Source organism: Chitinophaga ginsengisoli (assembly GCF_003014595.1).
Classification (GTDB): Bacteria; Bacteroidota; Bacteroidia; order Chitinophagales; family Chitinophagaceae; genus Chitinophaga; species Chitinophaga ginsengisoli.
In genome coordinates this window covers 177,389-194,113 of the sequence record NZ_PYGK01000005.1, presented here as the reverse complement: position 1 = coordinate 194,113, position 16,725 = coordinate 177,389, and the positions used below count along the sequence as shown (strand labels likewise).

The 16,725-nt window shown below is 47.7% G+C and carries 15 protein-coding genes; 6 read left to right on the top strand and 9 right to left on the bottom strand.

Annotated features, from left to right (window positions below; genetic code table 11):
* Positions 1–37: 37 nt before the first annotated feature.
* Positions 38–331 (top strand): hypothetical protein, encoded by a 294-nt coding sequence (locus CLV42_RS14350; protein ID WP_106602618.1) that lies wholly within the window; start codon positions 38–40, stop codon positions 329–331.
* Here CLV42_RS14350 and CLV42_RS14345 read toward each other — a convergent pair.
* From CLV42_RS14345 to dnaK, 3 genes are all read right to left on the bottom strand, one after another.
* Positions 303–1,583 carry a DUF6807 domain-containing protein gene (locus CLV42_RS14345; protein WP_170117514.1) on the bottom strand — a complete coding sequence of 427 codons (1,281 nt, stop codon included), beginning with the start codon at positions 1,581–1,583 and terminating at the stop codon, positions 303–305. The two genes, CLV42_RS14350 and CLV42_RS14345, sit on opposite strands and share 29 nt — an antisense overlap.
* A 30-nt stretch (positions 1,584–1,613) precedes the next feature.
* Positions 1,614–2,624, bottom strand: a complete 1,011-nt coding sequence (locus CLV42_RS14340) for a dipeptide epimerase (protein WP_106602616.1) — start codon at positions 2,622–2,624, stop codon at positions 1,614–1,616.
* 87 nt (positions 2,625–2,711) lie between these two features.
* On the bottom strand, positions 2,712–4,616 hold the full coding sequence (gene dnaK / locus CLV42_RS14335; RefSeq protein WP_106602615.1) for a molecular chaperone DnaK: 1,905 nt from the start codon (positions 4,614–4,616) through the stop codon (positions 2,712–2,714).
* Positions 4,617–4,897: 281 nt separating this feature from the next.
* Here dnaK and CLV42_RS14330 point away from each other — a divergent pair, with 281 nt between their 5' ends.
* Together CLV42_RS14330 and CLV42_RS14325 are read left to right on the top strand one after the other, a co-directional pair.
* Entirely contained in the window at positions 4,898–6,241 is a 1,344-nt protein-coding gene (locus CLV42_RS14330; protein ID WP_106602614.1) for an OmpA family protein, read from the top strand.
* Positions 6,242–6,382: 141 nt separating this feature from the next.
* Entirely contained in the window at positions 6,383–8,311 is a 1,929-nt protein-coding gene (locus CLV42_RS14325) for an arginine--tRNA ligase (protein WP_106602613.1), read from the top strand.
* Between the two features lie 74 nt (positions 8,312–8,385).
* Here the strand turns inward: CLV42_RS14325 and CLV42_RS14320 are convergent, their stop codons facing one another.
* The 5 genes from CLV42_RS14320 to CLV42_RS14300 form a co-directional block, all read right to left on the bottom strand.
* Positions 8,386–9,018 (bottom strand): tetratricopeptide repeat protein, encoded by a 633-nt coding sequence (locus CLV42_RS14320; RefSeq protein ID WP_170117513.1) that lies wholly within the window; start codon positions 9,016–9,018, stop codon positions 8,386–8,388.
* 94 nt (positions 9,019–9,112) lie between these two features.
* Positions 9,113–9,598, bottom strand: a complete 486-nt coding sequence (gene cdd / locus CLV42_RS14315) for a cytidine deaminase (RefSeq protein ID WP_106602611.1) — start codon at positions 9,596–9,598, stop codon at positions 9,113–9,115.
* Between the two features lie 132 nt (positions 9,599–9,730).
* Positions 9,731–10,912, bottom strand: a complete 1,182-nt coding sequence (gene lepB, locus CLV42_RS14310) for a signal peptidase I (protein ID WP_106602610.1) — start codon at positions 10,910–10,912, stop codon at positions 9,731–9,733.
* Positions 10,913–11,069: 157 nt separating this feature from the next.
* Positions 11,070–11,726, bottom strand: coding sequence for an alpha/beta fold hydrolase (locus CLV42_RS14305; protein WP_106602609.1), 657 nt, complete (start codon positions 11,724–11,726; stop codon positions 11,070–11,072).
* Between the two features lie 54 nt (positions 11,727–11,780).
* A complete protein-coding gene (locus CLV42_RS14300; protein WP_106602608.1) occupies positions 11,781–12,965 on the bottom strand; it encodes a sigma-54-dependent transcriptional regulator in 1,185 nt (394 codons plus the stop codon).
* Between the two features lie 190 nt (positions 12,966–13,155).
* Between CLV42_RS14300 and CLV42_RS14295 the strand changes: the two genes are divergently transcribed.
* Together CLV42_RS14295 and cysM are read left to right on the top strand one after the other, a co-directional pair.
* On the top strand, positions 13,156–13,971 hold the full coding sequence (locus CLV42_RS14295; protein ID WP_106602607.1) for a serine O-acetyltransferase: 816 nt from the start codon (positions 13,156–13,158) through the stop codon (positions 13,969–13,971).
* Complete coding sequence (gene cysM / locus CLV42_RS14290) at positions 13,972–14,856, top strand: cysteine synthase CysM (RefSeq protein WP_106602606.1); 885 nt, start codon at positions 13,972–13,974, stop codon at positions 14,854–14,856.
* Positions 14,857–14,914: 58 nt separating this feature from the next.
* On the opposite strand, the gene CLV42_RS14285 is transcribed toward cysM, so the two are convergent.
* Positions 14,915–15,898 (bottom strand): pyruvate dehydrogenase complex E1 component subunit beta, encoded by a 984-nt coding sequence (locus CLV42_RS14285; RefSeq protein ID WP_106602605.1) that lies wholly within the window; start codon positions 15,896–15,898, stop codon positions 14,915–14,917.
* A gap of 186 nt (positions 15,899–16,084) precedes the next feature.
* Between CLV42_RS14285 and CLV42_RS14280 the strand changes: the two genes are divergently transcribed.
* Complete coding sequence (locus CLV42_RS14280) at positions 16,085–16,723, top strand: hypothetical protein (protein WP_106602604.1); 639 nt, start codon at positions 16,085–16,087, stop codon at positions 16,721–16,723.
* The last annotated feature ends 2 nt before the right edge of the window (positions 16,724–16,725 follow it).

The window sequence follows — 16,725 nt, the reverse complement described above, 5'->3', positions numbered from 1 at the left end:
GGACAGGGCTTTATCTTTTTATTTGTATCTTGTTGACATGCGTACTACCCCTCAACAACCCACTCCTCCCGAAACAGAACCCGCCTCCTGGACTACCGTGATCTGGATGTCTGTAGTAGCCCTGATCGGCTTTAGTTTTGCCATTTACCGCTTCCTGCAGTTTTCACAGGCAGCAGGTGAACTGCAAACCGTCCGCCTGACACGTATAGAGCTTTATATTTACCGCGCTACCGGTCATTGGGGAGTAATAGCCGTTTTTATCATTATGGGCGTTTTCGGGCTGTATAGTGCCATTACTGGCATCAGAGACCTGCGCTCCAGGAAACCGTGATTTGCGGTGGCCTGGCATATGCTTCCCAGGCGTCTTCCGCCTCCTCTTTTGAGATATCGTTGGTGAATACCAGGACCCTGTAACACAGGCGATAGGTTTGCCCGTATTTCAGTTGCCAGGACTTCATTTTGGTAGGGCTGAAATTCATCATGATCTCCCCTCTTTCGCTGTTCTCCGGCCATACACGTACGGGCTGGGGGTAGTCATAGTTGGACGGATGGCTCATGACGAGAATACCAGCTTCTCCTTTCTCTGTACGTCCGGTGATCTTGATCCAGCGGGCACGGGTACTATCAGCGTCCTTACGTGTCTTACCCTCGGAAGTGAGCACCTTGCTGTTGGCCACCTTCCATTCCGCGTTGGTGCGAAGACCAAAGCCACCACCGTAGCGGTATTGCAGGAGGGTGATACCAGCAGTATCAGCGCAGCTCATGGTATTGTCAATGTCCCACATACGGATAGTGTTGCCGTTGCTGTTAAATGCTTTGACATCCCATTCCTCATTGATGGCCACCGTTTCCTGTTTGCCGGTGAAGGCAACATGGTCCTGCAGCGCCTGAAAACCGCATAATACCGGTCCCTGGGTACGGCTGATAAACCCTTTGAAACGGACAGTGCCTTCTTTCTTCTGCAGGTTCCAGAAATCAGTTTCCTTTCCCTTAAAAGAGGTATGCGTCCATGGATTCCAGATGCCCACATGGTGCCAGTGGCCTTCTGCATGTATCTGGGTAATGACTTGTCCGTCGGGCGCCCACAGAGGATGTATAAAACCGCTGCGGCGATAGACGGTATCCACGCCGGCGGGAGGTTCTACGATGTTATAATTGTATTGCAGGAGATGCTGGTTACCTTCTTCCAACACCAGGGCCCCGGCACTATCTTTTGCCTGCATACGGGCCAAAGCAGGAACCGGTGTGCCTTTTACCAGCTCATATGTGCGCACCTTTCCGGGAGTCGTCTTACCATCCAATATCCAATACAGATTCTGGCCACCGGTGATCTGGAAAGGAACGGGGTTACGGCGTCCCTGCAGTATTTCGAACAACTGCAAGGAGTCCTGCCGGGATAATACCTCATCCTTCATCGCCGTGGAAACGGGTAGGTTCACACATTGGCGGGCGCCTGCTTTTACGCTGATACGAGCCAGCATTTGGGCGCTGACCGGGAAGGTGATTGTTAAAAGCAGGAGCAGCTGGACTACGTACAGCGTCCGTTTCACAACAGGAAAGGACAGTAATTGTCTGTTTTTCATAACGGGTAACATTATTTGAGGGTAATAGTTTTATCTCAATACGGCGCCGGTACCGGGTCTGTCGGCATAAATGATACGTCCGTCCACGATCTTTACGCCGTCAGCAGTATCCTCCGCCAGTAACAGCGGGCCATCCATATCCACATAGTCGAGGTAAGGCAACAGGTGGGCAACTGCTGAAGTACCGACGGTACTTTCATTCATGCTGCCGGTCATGACCTGCATACCCAGGCGTTTTGCATGATCGATCATCCGGCGGGCAGGCGTAATACCACCGCATTTGGTCAGTTTGATGTTGATGCCATGAAAGAGCCCTTTGCACCGCTCCACATCTGCTTCTGTGATACAGCTTTCATCGGCGATGAGCGGCAACGCTGATGCCGCATATACTCTTTTCATGCCTTCCACATCTTCGGCCGGCATCGGCTGTTCGATGAATTCCACACCCAATGATTTGAAGGCAGTTGCATTCCGTAAGGTTTCTTCCACTCCCCAGGCACAGTTGGCATCCACCCGGAAGACAGCATTTGTATGCCGGCGCAGTTCTTTTATGATGGCAATATCATCCTGTGTACCCAGTTTGATCTTGTAGATCGGCCAGGGAAATTCTTCCAGTTTACTGACCATGTTTTCCACCGTATCGATACCGATCGTATAGTCGGTCATCGGATTGTGGGAGATATCGAGTCCCCACACCTCATATAATTTCTTATTCAGTTTCTTGGCATAGAGGTCATGTGCGGCCAGGTCAATCGCACAAAGCGCAAAGAGGTTGTCTTTAAACAGGGGGTATAACAATTCCCAGAAGGCCTCGGGAGTCGTTAATGTGTGCCCTTCTATCACAGCCCTGTGTGCATTGATAGCATCTATCAGGTGAGGCACGGTCATATGGTAATAGGAGTTATCGGCAGTTTCTCCCAGGCCGCTGAGCCCATCCTGCTGCAGTTCTACCACCAGCAGTGGCTGAACGTCTTTGGACTTACGCGAGATGGTAAAGGTATGTCTGAACTTTAATTCGAACGGGTGTAGTGTCAGTTGCATAAGCACAAAATATAAAAATAGCCACAAAAAAGAGGGCTGACCTTTTCAGATCTGCCCTCTTACCAAAATATCCCTAAAATGCTTATGTTACTTTACTTCTTCGAATTCAGCATCAGTTACGCCTTCGTTACCGGCAGCGCTTCCCTGTGGCTGTCCCTGATCTGCCGCACCACCGTTAGCCTGTGCTTCCTGTGTTGCTTTGTACAGTTCTTCAGAAGCTGCGGTCCATGCATTGTTCATTTCTGTAACTGCTGCATCTACCTGAGCAACATCGCCGCTCTTATGTGCTTCTTTCAGTTTGTTCAGGGCAGTTTCAATAGTGCCTTTTTTATCAGCAGGGATCTTATCGCCATATTCTTTCAGCTGTTTTTCAGTCTGGAAGATCAGGCTGTCAGCCTGGTTGAGCTTTTCGATCTTTTCACGCTGTTCCTTATCTGATGATTCGTTTGCTTTCGCTTCTGCCTTCATCTTTTCGATCTCTTCTTTGCTCAGACCACTACCTGCTTCGATGCGGATGTTCTGTGTTTTACCAGTGCCTTTATCTTTCGCAGTTACGTGCAGGATACCGTTCGCATCGATATCGAAGATCACTTCGATCTGCGGTACACCGCGCGGTGCTGGTGGAATACCATCCAGGATAAAACGGCCCAGTGTACGGTTCTGGTTAGCCATAGGACGTTCACCCTGCAGTACGTGAATTTCAACACTTGGCTGGTTGTCAGCGGCAGTGGAGAAGGTTTCAGATTTCTTGCTCGGAATGGTCGTGTTTGATTCGATCAGTTTGGTGAATACACCGCCCATAGTTTCGATACCCAGAGAAAGCGGGGTAACGTCCAGCAGCAGTACGTCTTTCACTTCACCGGTCAGTACACCACCCTGGATAGCAGCACCAACGGCTACTACTTCATCCGGGTTTACACCTCTGTTTGGTTTCTTACCGAAGAATTTCTCTACTACTTCCTGGATCTTCGGGATACGGGTAGAACCACCTACCAGTATTACTTCGTCGATTTCAGAAGTGTTCATGCCTGCATCTTTCAGGGCTTTACGGCAAGGTTCCAGTGTTCTTTCCACCAGGGAATCTGCCAGCTGTTCGAATTTCGCGCGGCTCAGTTTCTTTACTAAGTGTTTAGGTACACCGTCTACCGCAGTGATATAAGGCAGGTTGATCTCTGTTTCCTGAGAGGAAGACAGTTCAATTTTCGCCTTTTCAGCTGCTTCTTTCAGACGCTGCCATGCCATTGGATCTTTGTGGAGGTCTACTGCTTCATCTTTCTTGAATTCTTCAGCCAGCCAGTCCATGATCACCTTATCAAAGTCGTCACCACCTAAGTGTGTATCACCGTTAGTAGATTTCACTTCGAATACGCCATCACCCAGTTCGAGGATGGAGATATCGAAAGTACCACCACCAAGGTCAAATACAGCGATCTTGCTATCCGCATGTTTTTTATCCAGTCCATAAGCCAGTGCAGCAGCAGTAGGCTCGTTGATGATACGACGTACGGTCAGACCCGCGATCTCACCTGCTTCTTTGGTAGCCTGGCGCTGAGCGTCATTAAAGTAAGCAGGAACCGTGATCACCGCTTCAGTTACTTCCTGTCCCAGGTAGTCTTCAGCTGTTTTCTTCATTTTCTGAAGAATCATAGCAGAGATCTCCTGAGGAGTATATAATCTGCCGTCAATATCGATACGTGTTGTGTTGTTTTCACCACGCGCTACTTTATAGCTCCAATGAGGTATTTCATTGGATAATTCGTCAAAATGGCGCCCCATGAAACGCTTTACTGACATAATAGTGTTCACTGGGTTAGTGATAGCCTGGCGTTTTGCCGGATCACCTACCTTTCTCTCACCATTCTTTAAGAAACCCACAACGGAGGGCGTAGTTCTGCGTCCTTCATCATTGGCAATCACTACCGGTTCGTTGCCTTCCATTACAGCAACGCATGAGTTGGTAGTTCCTAAGTCAATACCTATTATCTTTCCCATAATTGTTATTATTCTCGCTTGTAGTTGTAGATAGATTTTTTGTCTCCGAGAAAGCAAATGTCAATGATTATGCCAAGGGACGAAGCATGCAAATATGTCAGTCTGTTGTGTCAGGTTTCCGTCAGCCTTAATTTAATGAGGGTTTAATCTGTTTAATAATGAACAATTTAGATGCAATCGGGTTTTTTATGATAAGCGCATGAAAACCGACATGCGAAATGCTACTAATGTAATTAATCACCTGCTAAGTAATTTAAATAACCGAGTAACCCTGAACAATTATGAAAAACACCTCATTCTTACGGGCAGCGTGTATGCTGGCCCTTTTCACTCCACTATGCAGTATTGCTCAGACCACTGTGACCGGCCCTATTTTTACTGATGGCCCTGGCTACAGGCGCTTCTCAGTTGGCGTCAACGGAGGACTGCTGGCTCCTGTCGCTCCTACCGGAGGCAGTAACGATTTTACAAAATGGAAAGCTCAGCCCGGCTATGGTGCCTATGTAAAATGGCAGATTTTACACTCCCTGGGGATCCGGGCAGACTATATAGGTGGCAAGCTGGCAGGCAACAATGACCGCAAATTGGGGAACGAAAAAGAACCCAACCGGCGCTTAAATTCCTTCGAAACCAAACTGAAGTGGTCTGGTAGCCTGAATGCGGTTGTCAATGTGGCGACTATCAACTGGATGTACAGGAAAAATGCCCTTCAGATATACTTGTCTGGCGGTGCCGGGCTGGCGAATTATTCCCCCAAAATAAGCACACAAACATCAGGCGGCCTGTATGAATATAAAAGAGGTGGAAGCATCACAGAGTTCTATGTGCCCATCGGCGCAGGGCTGAAGTTTAAACTCTCTGAAGCCGTGAACCTGGACCTGGGATATACCATGCATTATGTGGACGGGGATAACCTGGACGGATTTCATTTCGGTCCTAATAAAGACAAATACTCCTATGGTTACGCCGGACTTGAATTCCCTCTGGGCCCACGCAATAAACCACAACTGGGCTGGCAGAACCCTGCTAAGGTGATGTATGACGAACTGAAAGCACAAAAAGCCAACCTGCAACGTGAACTCGAAACCAGCCATGCCGAAAATGTCCGCCTGAGTGCCGATGTGAATAAACTGCTGGCCGATGCTGATGGAGATGGCGTATCTGACTACTTTGATAAATGCCCTGGCACTGCAGCTGGTACCAAGGTGGATGGCAGCGGCTGCGAACTGCCGAAAGTGACCGAACCTAAAGCGCCCACCCAGGTGATTATCACCGACGAAGACCGCCGTATCGTTAGAAACGCCATCCAGAACCTGGAGTTTGAAACCGGCAAATCCAGCATCAAAGCTACTTCCTATGCTTCCCTGGACCGTCTGGCAGAAATGCTCAAGACAAGAGGATTCAGCCTGAAACTTGGCGGACATACGGATAACGTAGGTAATGCTACCAAAAATATGGCGCTCTCCAAAGACAGGGCAGAATCAGTAAAACAGTACCTGGTGAGCCAGGGAGCCAATCCATCTAAGATTGAAGCTGTCGGCTATGGTGCCGGACAGCCGATTGCCAGCAATAAAACAAAAGCCGGCAGGCAGAAAAACAGAAGAGTAGAGTTTACTATATATTAATATCCAACATCCGTATAAACCCTGGAAGGGCTGGCAGTGTATTGCCGGCCCTTTTTCTGTATTATATTATTCCGTCTTTCGGGCTGCCCACCGGATTTTTTATACCTTTGACGTTACTTTTGGCATTAACCGTTTATCAGCATGAGTGTTGTACAATCCATCAGATCTGCTGCCGCCGCAGCAATCAAGGCGCTTTACGAACAGACAATTCCTGCAAAGGACATTGCAATCAATACGACCAAACCTGAATTCGAAGGTGAATATACCGTCCTGGTATTCCCCTTCACTAAATTCAGTCGCTTAAAACCGGAAGAAACTGCTGATCAACTGGGTAAATACCTTGTAGCACACAACCCCGATCTCGTGACAGGCTACAACGTGATCAAAGGCTTCCTGAACCTGCAGATCGCAGAACAGTACTGGGCACAGTACCTCCAGCAACACTTCAATAACCGTAACATCGGTAAGAAGCCGTCCAACGGGAAAAAAGTAATGGTGGAATACTCCTCCCCCAATACCAATAAACCTTTGCACCTGGGTCACCTGCGTAATAACTTCCTCGGCTATTCGATTGCAGAGATCCTGAAAGCGAATGGTTATGAAGTGATAAAGGCCAACCTGGTGAATGACCGGGGTATCCATATCTGTAAATCGATGCTGGCATGGCAGCTGTTTGCCCATGGAGATACCCCCGAATCAACCGGTATCAAAGGCGACCACCTGGTAGGCGACTACTATGTGAAGTTTGAAACCATCCTGAAAGAACAGACAGAACCTATCATCGCCCGCGCGCTTGAAAACGACTTTAAAGACTTCCAGGGAACTGACCTGGAACGTATAGAGAAGCTGGTTACCCTGTTCCATAAGCCTGAAATAAAGGCCGACGAGGAGAAACTGGCCAAACTGAATGATGAGATCAAGGAACTGTCCCGTAAGCAAACAGAGATCATGCAGCAGGCGCAGATCATGCTGCAGCAATGGGAAGCCGGCAATCATGAAGTACGCCACCTCTGGTCTACGATGAACAGCTGGGTGTACAAAGGCTTCGATGAAACCTACAAACGCCTGGGCATCGACTTTGACAAAATGTACTACGAAAGCGAGACCTACCTGCTGGGTAAGGACCTGGTAGAGGAAGGACTGGCTAAAGGGGTGCTGTTCAAAAAACCGGATAACTCTATCTGGATAGATCTGACTGCTGACGGTCTCGATGAGAAATTATTATTACGTGGCAATGGTACCTCTGTATATATGACGCAGGACCTGGGTACCGCCCGTCTTAAATATGACGACTACCAGATGGAACAGAGCATCTATGTGGTAGCCGATGAACAAAACTATCACTTCAAGGTGCTGCAGCTGATCCTGAAGAAACTGCAGGAACCTTGTGCTGATGGGATCTTCCATCTTTCTTATGGTATGGTGGAACTCCCTCATGGCCGTATGAAGAGCCGTGAAGGTACCGTTGTCGACGCTGATGATCTGATCGATGAAACTATCGGGGCAGCGGCAGAACAGACGGCTAATTCCGGCAAGCTGAAAGACATGGCAGAAGATGATCTGCAGCAGCTTTATAAGATGCTCGGTATCGGCGCTATGAAATTCTTCCTGCTGCGTGTAGATCCTAAAAAGAGAATGGTATTCGATCCGAAAGAGTCTATCGACCTCCATGGGTTTACCAGTGTATTCGTTCAGTATGCGCATGCCCGTATCAAATCCATTCTGCGTGAGGTAGCACCGGATGCAGATAAACTGGAAGGTTACTGTCATAAGGGCAGCTTACTGCCGCTGGAGAAAGAACTGATCCTGCTGAACGAACAATACGAAAGCGTACTGGAAGAAGCCCTGAAAGAAATGAGCCCTTCCGTGATCGCTAACTATGTGTTCCAGCTCGCACAACAGTTCAACTCTTTCTATGCAGAGAAAGTGGAAGGTAAATATACCTACTCCGTGCAAGATGCAGAAACACCAGAGAAACAGAAACTCCGTACGCAGATCGTTATGCTCACGGCAAGAACAATCGCGAAAAGTATGAAACTGCTGGGTATTGATGTACCTGAAAGAATGTAAGAACGTACTGTTTAATAAAGCGAAAAGCTCCCATATCCGGGAGCTTTTTCTTTTATATCTTTTGTGGGATGATCTTATTGCGTAACGGCCAGTGCCTTGTCACACAGCGCCTCTCCTTTTGCCACTTCCCCCTTACCGATGTATGACTTGCCGAGCATGAACAGTGCAAATGCGTTCTCAGGCTGAATGGTCACCAATCTATCCCAGTAAGCAATAGCAGCGCCATAGTTGCCGGCCAGGTAATAATGGTGGCCCAATGCCTGTATAGGTCGGGGATCATTCTCCCGCAAAGCAAGACAGGATTCAAGATGCTTGATGCCTTTTTCCTCCTGGCGGATATGCAGATAGGCTGTTCCCAGGTGCAGGTAATAATCCGCATCAGCAGGAAGTCCTTTCTTTTGTGCCTTTTCAAAAGCACCTACTGCGTTATGGAAATCTTTGGTATTAAAATATAGTACACCAACGGCATACCAGGATGCGGGCTGTTCTTCATCCAACCGGAGGAAATGCCGATAATAACGGATGCTTTCATGGTATTCCTCTTCCAGCGCCAGGATTTCTGCCATTTGCAGGTAAGCTACTGAGTAGCTGCTATCCTGTTGCAGGATTTCGTTAAAGCATTTCTTTGCTGCCTGAAACCTGCCTTCATTACGGCAGTTCACTCCTTCCCTGTAGAGACCTTTTAATTTATTTCCTGGAAAAGCCATAGCAACTTGCACGAATAAAACCATCCATACTAGCGGACATAAGACACGGACGTTCAACATAGAGTTTCGTAGAGACGCTCCAAAGATAATAAATTTATTGCATATCTTCTGCGGAGAAACCCAATGGCAGCAAGTGTCTGATAGTCTGAATGATGAATACTTTACCTGTCTGTCCGCCCATAATAACACGGATAGACTGCTGCTGACGCCCTTCATATTCTGACAGGGTCTGCCGGCAGATGCCGCAGGGGGAAATAGGAGTATCATTACTCCCCGAAGGATTATGATAGCTGACGGCAATGGTCAATATAGGTACACCTGGATAGAGGGATGCCGCGGTAGACAGGGCCACCCTTTCTGCACAGATGCCGGCAGGGAAAGAAGCGTTCTCCTGGTTTGTTCCTCTCACCACAATACCGTTGGCCAGTAAAATGGCAGCGCCTACATAAAAGTTGGAATAAGGGGCATAGGCCTGGGCGGTCACTTCCCGGGCTTCTTCCAGCAAGCGGAGATCGGCAGTGGGTAAAGCTGCACCGTCCTGGAAGGATTGATATTCAAAAGAGTGTTTACGGATGTCCATATACTAAATTACGAATTACGGATGACGAATTACAAGTTAGTGTTTGTAATTGGATGTCATGCGTAATTCGTAATATAATATTGTTCAGCAGCCGAAGCATGTTGTAACCTTTGTTACAGGGCTCCGGAGCGTTTATTTGATGGTTTTAAACAGCCTGCTCCAGCGGATGCTGCCATGCCCATAACTCATCCAGATCAGCCATGCCTTACCTACAATGTGATCTTCAGGCACAAAACCCCAGAAGCGGGAATCCAGTGAGTTATCACGGTTATCACCCATCATCCAGTAATAGTTCATCTTGAAGGTGTAGGTGCTGGAAGGTTTACCATTGATATAGAACTGTCCGTTTTTAGCCTCCAGTTTATTGCCTTCGTATACGCTGATGATACGATCGTAGAAAGCGATATTCGTGCTGTCCAGGTTGACGGTCACACCTTTCTTCGGAATATACATCGGACCAAAGTTATGTTCTGTCCACCTGTAATGGGCGGTATCATGCGGGAATACCTGTATGTCCTGTCTTGGCGACTTTACATACGGCGTGATATCCCTTACGGCCGGCCATGTTTTCAGCAGGTTGGCCATACCAGCGGTCAGGTCATACCTGAAAGTGCTGGAGTCATCAACACTGCGTGGAGACGGATCGATGTTCAGTTCGTCGAGGCGTGTAGGGTTCAGCGGATCTCCGTTTGTCTTTACCCAGTAGGTACGTTCGCTTTCCGGTGGGATCGGCGCCTGTGCACCATTTATGTAAACAACACCATCTTTGATGCTCAGGGTATCGCCGGCAACACCCATACAGCGCTTGATATAGTTCTCACGTTTATCAACAGGACGGGAAGTTACATGGTTCTGTTCCCATACATTCTCACGTCCATAAAATCTTACCAGCTGGTAATAGCTCTGCTCCTGCTGTTCCAGGGCTACAGTATCTCCTTCGGGGAAGTTAAACACCACTACATCATAACGCTCAACATCTGAGAAACCTGGGAGACGTCTGTACTTCCAATGTACTGCTTCGGAGTAAGCCTTACTATACTTGGTGAATGGCAGGGTATGGTGTGTAAAAGGTACAGCGAGTGGCGTCATGGGAATGCGAGGCCCGTAACTGATCTTACTGACAAACAGAAAATCGTTTACCAGCAATGTCTTTTCCATAGATGGGGTGGGGATGGTGTACGCCTCAAAAATAAAAGTGCGTATCAAGGTAGCAGCGATGATGGCGAAAATAGCGGCATCAAACCACTCTCTAACGGCAGATTTCTTCTTCTTTGGCTGACCCTCTTTATTTCTTCTCCAAAAAGCCAGGTTCATTAAGATTCGTTTAAGATATTTAAAAGATCAAATTATAATATTCTGTATGCTGCAAGCTAATTAATACTGTTCAAAAGTTTTGCTAAAATAAGGGGATTAGGTTGATTTACTAAACTTTTTTACATATAACCCAATTGGTTCGCAGGAGTTTTGCATTTTACAACAGCTCCTTTTGCAGGATTTCATTGATTTCGGTAGCACGGTTATACACCATAAAGTGCCCACCGGTGGGAATTATATAATCAGCTTTGATCAGCTTTGAAGGGAAAGTCCTGTCCTTACCTCCATGGATATGTACCAGTGATGACGGAATGAAATCATTCTGCCAGTTCACTACCATCCGGATGCCCCAGCGAAGGTACCCATAGGCTGTTTTGTTCATATATTCGGCCAGCAGCTCGTGTTCCTCCGCCGTTTCCGCGTTCAGGAACAGTTTCACCAATCCTTTTCTACGTGTGAAAATGATGGAATCCGGAAGCCGCAGCAATTGCAGCATACCCGTTTTTCTTACCCAGGCCAGGTAAGGAGGCTTTTCTCCGGTATTTTTAATACTGCTGATCAGGATAACTTTCTGAATGGACCTTTGTCGGGCTATTTCCAGGGAAAGCATACCGCCGAAGGAGACGCCTATCAATGTAACGTGTTCATGTTCAATTCTGGCGGCCATCCGTGCTGCATAGGCGGGAAAAGTCTCATCAGGGTCGGGCGTTAGCCAATCCAGGTAATGTACCGTATAATCTGCGGGAAAACTGAGGTACCTGAAGATCCGTTCATCTGCTCCCATGCCGCTGAGCAGGTACAGGTGCTTGTTCATGATTGTATAAGACGAAAAAGGGCTGTCACACCTAAGCGGACAGCCCTGATATTATTAAGCGTTTACTTTCTTTTTGTCCCTGGCAGGCAGCACATAATCATACACATCTTCTGCCATGATCGTTTTGCCGGAGAGGATCACAAGGCGGGCTACCACGTTGCCCAGTTCCCGGATATTACCAGACCAGTTATGCTGTTGTAAAGCTTTCATGGCTTCCTTGTCGACCGTCTTCTTCGCCATACCATATTCCTGGCAGGCGCTTTCCAGGAAGTGTTCCACCAGCAGGGGAATATCGTCCCGGCGATCGTTCAGGGAAGGCACATGGATCAGGATCACGCTGAGACGATGGTAAAGGTCAAGACGGAAATTCTTCTCTTCCACTTCCTTCAGCAGGTCTTTATTCGTAGCAGCTACCACACGTACATCCACACTGATCTCCTTATCGCCGCCCACACGGGTGATCTTTCCTTCCTGCAGGGCTCTCAGTACTTTTGCCTGTGCACTGAGGCTCATATCCCCGATCTCGTCCAGGAACAGGGTGCCGCCACTGGCCTGCTCGAACTTACCGATACGTTGTTTTACCGCGGATGTAAAGGAACCTTTCTCATGTCCAAACAGCTCACTCTCAATCAGTTCACTTGGGATAGCCGCGCAATTCACCTCTACGATAGGACCAGCAGCACGGCTGCTGCGTTCATGTATCCAGCGGGCCACCAGCTCCTTTCCTACCCCATTCTCACCTGTTACCAGCACGCGGGCATCTGTCGGTGCTACCTTTTCTATTGTTTCCTTTATTTTCAGGATAGGGGCAGAAGTGCCGATCATTTCCTGCGTTTTGTTCACTTTACGGCGCAGCGTCTTGGTTTCTGTCACCAGCGTGCTTTTATCCATCGCATTACGCAGGGTGATCAGCAATCTATTAAGATCCGGCGGTTTGGAGATATAATCGTAAGCGCCCTTCTTTACTGCTTCTACGGCCGTATCGATATTTCCATGTCCTGACACCATTACAATAGGCACATCCGGATTGGTTTCTTTCGCTTTTTCCAGGAATTCCAGCCCGTCCATCTTGGGCATTTTAATATCACAAAGGATAGCATCGTACTGCTTTTCTTTGAACATTTTAAAGCCTTCCTGCCCGTCTGCTGCCTCGTCTACCTTATACCCTTCATAGCTCAGGATTTCAGACAACGTTTTACGTATGCTTTTTTCGTCATCAATTATCAGAATGTTGGCCATATCATTATTTTAGTGAACAACGAACAAAATTAAGGGAAATTACTTGATACCGCCCCAAGATAACAAAATGGAAACAACAACAAACGCGCCCATCTCCGATATCCGCCATTTGTCTACTAACTTTATGGACTCTCGACATTAATACGTAATTTCATTAATCGTTTCCCTCAATCCTGTAATTCACTTGGATATGCAACAACTTTTAGAAGAATTAAGGCGGAGGCATCAGCTGGCTGCGGCTACTGCTTATCCTCCTACCAGCGCGGTGAACGACTTTGCCAACAATTTTATCAACTGGCTTTTTCCAGAATATACCGGGAAGGTGATGGCCGATCTCGTGTTACTGGAAGAATATGCAAGCGGACTGCAATCCGAGTTGCAGCACCTGTTACAGCCGATGCAACAACAGCTGCCCGCTGCGGCAGAAGCACTAAGCCGTCAGTTTATGGAACAGGCGGAAGTCATTTATGATGCATTAAAAAAAGATGCAGAAGCTATTTACAAGGGAGACCCTGCAGCTACCTGTATGTACGAGGTAATACGCGCCTACCCCGGGTTTTACGCCATCGCTTTTTATCGCATTGCACATGCATTGCATCAGCTGAAGATCCCGCTGCTACCCCGTATGATCACCGAACGTGCACACAGCTGTACCGGTATCGACATACACCCTGCGGCAGTGATAGCGCCCTATTTCTGCATCGACCACGGTACCGGTATAGTGATCGGTGAAACCACTGTTATTGGCGCGAATGTAAAACTCTACCAGGGCGTTACACTGGGTGCATTAAGCGTGGATAAGGATATGGCGCGCAGCAAGCGTCATCCTACCATTGAAGACAATGTTATTATATATGCCGGCGCCACCATCCTGGGCGGCGATACCGTGGTGGGTCATCATAGTATCATCGGCGGAAATGTATGGCTTATCAAAAGCACTGCCCCCTTCAGCCGGATCTATTACCGGGCAGACGGCAGTATTAGTGTAGTAGAAAATAGTTATTAAATGCACTCGATATTAGATCTTGTTGGTAACACCCCCATGGTAGCGCTCAAAAACATCAGCGCCAATCCAGGGGTTACAATTTATGCAAAACTGGAAGGAACGAATCCGGGAGGCAGTGTAAAAGACAGAGCGGCTTACGGTATGATCAAGGGAGCCTTGGACAGAGGTGAGATCAAACCGGGCATTAAACTGATAGAGGCTACCAGCGGTAACACCGGCATCGCACTGGCCATGATTGCCAGCATTTTCGGTGTAGAGATCGAGCTGGTAATGCCGGAAGATGCTACCCGCGAAAGAGTACTGACCATGGAAGCCTTTGGCGCCAAAGTAATACTGACGCCGAAGGAAGCATCCATGGAAGGCTCCATTGACTATGCAAACGCACAGGTAGCCAAGGGAGGTTATTTTATGCTGAACCAATTCGGCAATCCGGACAACTACGGTATGCACTACAAAACTACCGGCCCGGAAATATGGCGGGATACCAATCACGGTGTCACCCACTTCGTCAGCGCTATGGGTACTACCGGTACTATTATGGGCGTATCGAAATTCCTGAAGGAACAGAACAACCAGATACAGATAGTAGGCTGTCAGCCGACAGAAGGCTCCAGGATCCCTGGTATCCGTAAATGGCCGGAGGAATACCTGCCGAAGATCTTCGACAAATCAAGGGTAGATCGTATCATGGATATTTCTGAAGACGAGGCAAGAACAATGACCCGCCGACTGGCTAAAGAGGAAGGCATTTTCTGTGGAATGAGCAGCGGGGGTGCAGTATCTGCTGCGGCAAGGATCTCAAAAGAACTGGATCATGGGGTGCTGGTATGTATTATCTGCGACCGTGGGGATAGATATTTATCGTCGGATCTGTTTGGGAATTAAATAAAAACAAGAAAGCCAGTCTTGAACAGACCGGCTTTCTCTATTTACAGTATGACTGTTACTTCTTCATATACATCACTTCCTTCACCAGTTTCACTGTACGCTCGATATCAGGCAGGTACAGTTTCACCAGGTTCGGAGCGTAGTGCATTGGCGCATCCGCAGCTGTGATACGACGGATCGGAGCATCCAGGTAATCGAAACCTTCTTTCTGGATGCGGTAAGAGATCTCAGAAGAAACGCTGGAGAATGGCCATTGTTCTTCTACGATCACCAGGCGGTTGGTTTTCTTCACAGATTCCAGGATGGTGTGCCAATCCAGCGGACGGATAGTACGCAGGTCGATCACTTCAGCCTCGATACCTTCTTTTGCCAGTTCTTCAGCAGCACCCAGGGCAACTTTCATCATTTTGTTGAAAGAAACGATGGTGACGTCTTTACCAGCACGTTTGATATCAGCTTTACCAATTGGGATAATGTATTCTTCTTCAGGCACTTCTCCCATGTCGCCGTACATCTGCTCACTCTCCATGAAAACAACCGGGTCGTTATCGCGGATAGCCGCTTTTAACAAACCTTTTGCATCGTATGGATTGGAAACGGAGATTACTTTTAAACCTGGGATATTTGCATAATAGCTTTCGAAAGCGGTGGAGTGCTGTGCACCTAGCTGACCGGCAGAACCGTTAGGTCCGCGGAAAACGATAGGACAACCTACCTGTCCGCCACTCATAGCCAGCATTTTAGAAGCGGTGTTCAGGATCTGATCCAGTGCCAGTACAGCAAAGTTCCAGGTCATGAATTCCAGCACAGGACGAAGACCGTTCTGCGCTGCGCCAACACCTATTGCAGTGAAGCCCAGCTCAGCGATCGGCGTATCTATTACCCTCTTAGGGCCAAACTCATCCAGCATTCCCTGGCTAACTTTATAGGCTCCGTTATATTCTGCTACTTCCTCTCCCATCAGGAAAACGCGGTCGTCACGGCGCATTTCTTCCTGCATGGCTTCTCGTAAGGCTTGTCTGAAAGCTATCTGACGCATGCTGTTACTCTTAAAGTTTGAAAGTTAATGCCTCATTTATCTTAAGGCAGGGGCAAAATTATCGTTTGTTGGCGAAAAAAGCAAAGGAAAACTTCAGAGTAAGCGGCCTCAGATTTTAAATACTATATATGAAATATTATATATATTAGCGCATATACTGCCTCTTATAAGTTAATATCCTATCCTATGTTTACCATTACCGTGCTTTTCTTATGCTTTCTGGCGGCCATATCCTGTAAGATTAAAAAGGTGAAAGCCCCGCTGATCACCGGTTTGATCTGGTATTTCCATCTTGCGATGTGTGTATTTTCCGTCCTCTGCCTGATACTGCTCTTTAGTGGCTATGGATTCAAAGGTACCCATACAGAACGGGTGTTCTATACCCTGTATGCAGGTTCCGGCGTCATATTATATGGTCTTACCCAGCAGGAAGTGTCCGGCAAGTGGGTATACCTGTGTGCTTTTTACGGTTTCCCTTTTGTATTGCTCTTTGGATTGCTGCTGCCTCCCCTGCGTACCCTGACGGTTATTGCAGGACTGGGCCTGTTGTCAGATGGGGAAGTAAAACGTTATCCGATTGACGATGATTATTCTCTGCAATCCACCTCAGTAGATATTATTTACCGTTATCCTACCTATAGCCTGGTGCAGGATAAGTACTGGTTCTTTGAAAAGATCTCTGGGGATGTAGTTAAACCTGCAGGACGGCTGCAAGCCTTAAAAATGGAGAAGAGTGGACAGGATAGCATACATCTTTATATGAACCTGGTAAATGAACCAGGCCGGGCATCACGCTTTGATACGACCATCAGCCTGATACAATAAAA

Bases quoted from the DNA above. Each gene is read 5' to 3' on its own strand.
- lepB (WP_106602610.1), bottom strand. From the start codon at position 10,912: ATGAACCTGGCTTTTTGGAGAAGAAATAAAGAGGGTCAGCCAAAGAAG.
- dnaK (WP_106602615.1), bottom strand. From the start codon at position 4,616: ATGGGAAAGATAATAGGTATTGACTTAGGAACTACCAACTCATGCGTT.
- CLV42_RS14340 (WP_106602616.1), bottom strand. From the start codon at position 2,624: ATGCAACTGACACTACACCCGTTCGAATTAAAGTTCAGACATACCTTT.
- cysM (WP_106602606.1), top strand. From the start codon at position 13,972: ATGCACTCGATATTAGATCTTGTTGGTAACACCCCCATGGTAGCGCTC.
- CLV42_RS14295 (WP_106602607.1), top strand. From the start codon at position 13,156: ATGCAACAACTTTTAGAAGAATTAAGGCGGAGGCATCAGCTGGCTGCG.
- CLV42_RS14285 (WP_106602605.1), bottom strand. From the start codon at position 15,898: ATGCGTCAGATAGCTTTCAGACAAGCCTTACGAGAAGCCATGCAGGAA.
- CLV42_RS14345 (WP_170117514.1), bottom strand. From the start codon at position 1,583: ATGAAAAACAGACAATTACTGTCCTTTCCTGTTGTGAAACGGACGCTG.
- CLV42_RS14325 (WP_106602613.1), top strand. From the start codon at position 6,383: ATGAGTGTTGTACAATCCATCAGATCTGCTGCCGCCGCAGCAATCAAG.
- CLV42_RS14330 (WP_106602614.1), top strand. From the start codon at position 4,898: ATGAAAAACACCTCATTCTTACGGGCAGCGTGTATGCTGGCCCTTTTC.
- CLV42_RS14300 (WP_106602608.1), bottom strand. From the start codon at position 12,965: ATGGCCAACATTCTGATAATTGATGACGAAAAAAGCATACGTAAAACG.
- CLV42_RS14305 (WP_106602609.1), bottom strand. From the start codon at position 11,726: ATGAACAAGCACCTGTACCTGCTCAGCGGCATGGGAGCAGATGAACGG.
- CLV42_RS14350 (WP_106602618.1), top strand. From the start codon at position 38: ATGCGTACTACCCCTCAACAACCCACTCCTCCCGAAACAGAACCCGCC.
- cdd (WP_106602611.1), bottom strand. From the start codon at position 9,598: ATGGACATCCGTAAACACTCTTTTGAATATCAATCCTTCCAGGACGGT.
- CLV42_RS14280 (WP_106602604.1), top strand. From the start codon at position 16,085: ATGTTTACCATTACCGTGCTTTTCTTATGCTTTCTGGCGGCCATATCC.
- CLV42_RS14320 (WP_170117513.1), bottom strand. From the start codon at position 9,018: ATGGCTTTTCCAGGAAATAAATTAAAAGGTCTCTACAGGGAAGGAGTG.